This is a genomic window from Microcoleus sp. LAD1_D3 (assembly GCF_036702135.1).
GTDB lineage: Bacteria > Cyanobacteriota > Cyanobacteriia > Cyanobacteriales > Microcoleaceae > Microcoleus.
The window spans coordinates 1-2,482 of the sequence record NZ_JAUBSB010000142.1 but is presented as its reverse complement, the minus strand read 5'-3'; the positions used below and the strand labels follow the sequence as shown (position 1 = coordinate 2,482).

Here is a 2,482-nt window from a genome sequence, read left to right as displayed (position 1 = left end):
TTTGTTAGAGTCGATAGAGGCGTTGCCACCTCTACCTCTCCTTCAGAACCGGACGTGAGACTTTCACCTCATCCGGCTCCTTGATAATTCTATCCTTGTTATGGATACGATTCAAGACACGCTATCGGGTTTTGACACTTTCTTTAGAGTGTATTGACCCATCTGTTGCTGTCTTTGTGTCGTGGCAATGTTTATGCAGAAGTTGTAGGTTGTCATAGGTGTCTTTTCCACCTAACGATGTCGGTTTAATATGGTCAACTTCTACAATGTCTGTACAGGTAAAGTACAAACCACAGTGAGGACAAATACCCTTTTGTTTCTTCAAAAGTGTTGCCACTCTGTTAGGTGTATCTGGGAACTCACCTCTTCGCTTACTCCAATAAATCCAGTTACCATCAAATGGACTGGCAGCACCTTTTACTTTGATATACCTTACGATTGGCGTATCTGAATGCCGTTTTAATTCCATCCCATCCTCGGTACTGAAACACCAATTCCTATCGCCTACTGTTCTCCAGTATTTGTTTTTATTGATGCTCCCTTTTCCCCTTTTTCTTGCCCAGGCTCTTAGCTTGTCATAAATTAGGTTGTCAACCTTTGAAAAGGTTTCCTTGCTAACTTTCGTTGAGTAATAGTTTGACCATCCCCTAATAATTGGGTTCAGCCTACTAATTAAAGCGGCTTGTGGGGCGGTTTTATGGGTGTCTATTACTTCTGCAATCTTGGCTAAGTGTGTTTTTACCTTGATTTTTGAGGGTGTGATTAGTGTATTAAAACCTAGTGGCTCCCCGTATGTATTGTTAGCACATCGGTATCTACCCGTTTTGTACTGTTGTACGTGGAACCCTAAAAACTCAAACCCAACATTTCCATTTAATTCGTTAAGGGTGTGGGTTAATTTTGTCTTACTTGGTTTTAACTCCAATCCCATGTCACTTAACCATTCAGCAATTATCTCTTGGCATTTTAGAACTACGTTCAAATCCTGATGAATTATCACGAAGTCGTCAGCGTAACGGATTAAACTCAGTGATTCTCTTCTTAGGAGTTTGTTTAATTTATGTCCTCCAGATGTGATTATCACCAAGGTTTCCGCGTATTGCTTTACTCTTTCTTCAATACCATGCAAGGCAATATTCGCAAGTAGGGGCGAAATTACCCCGCCCTGTGGTGTACCCTCGTTAGAAGGGAACATACTGCCCTGGTCACAGTGTCCCGCCTTGAGCCATGATTTGATTTGACGGTTTAAGGTGGGATATGTACCTATTTTTTCGAGTAATGCTTTGTGGTTTATACGGTCGAAGCATTTGGCAATATCAGCATCTAGTACATACTTGGCTTTCTGCTTGATACAGTCAAATATTGCTTGAATCGCATCGTGACATGAGCGTCCTGGTCGAAAACCGTAAGAGTTTGGCTCGAATTTTGCCTCCCATTCTGGTTCTAACGCTAGTTTAACTAACGCTTGCAATGCGCGGTCGCTTATTGTAGGTATTCCTAATGGTCTAGTTTCGGTTGTTCCGGGTTTGGGAATATTAACCCTACGAGTGGGTTTTGCCTTGCCTTCCAACTTTAACTTATCAACCAGGTTAGTACGTTGCTTTGGATTTAGTGATTTAATGCCATCCACACCAGCCGTATTTTTACCTTGGTTATCTTGTGTCACCCTACGTACCGCAATACATTTTGCAGACCAAGACCTAATCAGGGTCTTCTGAAGTTTGCGAACTGCTTTAACATTCCCACGTTCACTCGCTTGGAATATTCGCTTTTGCAACTTAAAAGTCACCCGCTCTAGCTTTCGCCAATTGATGTCTTTCCACTCCACCGTCTGATTGTTCAGCGTTTTAGATATGTTCATTGCTACTTATTCTATTCCGTTGGAATTACCGTGTATCTGTCAGCCTATCCACACCATTACAGTGAGGCATTCGCTTTTGATACAATCCCTCTCTCTTAAACCATTCGTTAGCTACTTACTGAATATCGACCTATCCAGAGATTTAAGAGAGTTACTTCGTTCCGATTACACATTGTTTGAGTCTTTAGCGTGATACTATCCACCGGGTTTACGGGCGGTGCTGATAAGTCGTTATTGAAAACGCTTACGCCCTATCCTTGCCTTTTGGCTTGGTGTTAATCAGTCTTTACCGTATCTTTCAACGGGTTTATTCTTGATTGAGCCATTACACCATTACTGCTTACGATGGTTCGACCACATCTTTGCTTGCGCTACGCATGGACTCTTGCTCGGTAGTTACCGGGTTCGGCTCCTAGTAGTTCTACCTTTTACCCCCGCTTTAACCTATTAGTTGCTAGCCAATACATTAGGGGGTATGCTTTCACCTCTGCACTTGAGGGACAGGACTAACCGCACAGCGGTGTACCTGCAAATGTAACCAGTTATCACTAACTGCCTATGCAGCTAGGTTAACCATCCCATAAGGATTTAAAGCCTTATTTTAGGTTAAACGAATCGCAC

Annotated in this window: 1 protein-coding gene; it reads right to left on the bottom strand. The window is 42.5% G+C overall.

Going from position 1 to position 2,482, the window contains the following annotated elements:
* Positions 1 to 121: 121 nt before the first annotated feature.
* The gene (gene ltrA, locus QUA74_RS29595) at positions 122 to 1,861 is read right to left on the bottom strand and encodes a group II intron reverse transcriptase/maturase (RefSeq protein ID WP_333336321.1); all 1,740 of its coding nucleotides are present in this window, start codon (positions 1,859 to 1,861) and stop codon (positions 122 to 124) included.
* Positions 1,862 to 2,482 lie beyond the last annotated feature (621 nt).